We start from the raw sequence: 233 nt of genomic DNA, 5'->3' as shown, positions 1-233 counted from the left end.
CCGAGCCCGGCGCCGACGTGGTCATCAACTTCCGGAGCAAGGCCCCGCGCGGGGAGAAGCTCGCGGCGCAGCTGCGGGAGCTCGGTCGCCGGGCGCTCGTCGTCGGCGCGGACCTCACCGCCCCTGCGTCCGTAGCCGAGATGTTCGACGCCGTCCGCGCCGAGTAGGGGCGCCCCGCCGCCCTCGCCCTGAACGCCCCGGGCGGCATGGAGTCGGGGAGGGCCGGGGACTAC

General features: G+C 76.8%; 1 pseudogene. It reads left to right on the top strand.

Annotation, left to right across the window (positions count from 1 at the left end):
• Window positions 1-233 (top strand): annotated as a pseudogene (locus KVS71_RS20145) (short chain dehydrogenase); the annotation flags it as partial.

It is taken from the genome of Microbacterium sp. GbtcB4 (genome assembly GCF_019091465.1).
GTDB classification, from domain to species: domain Bacteria; phylum Actinomycetota; class Actinomycetes; order Actinomycetales; family Microbacteriaceae; genus Microbacterium; species Microbacterium paraoxydans.
This window is presented reverse-complemented; position numbering and strand designations above follow the sequence as displayed.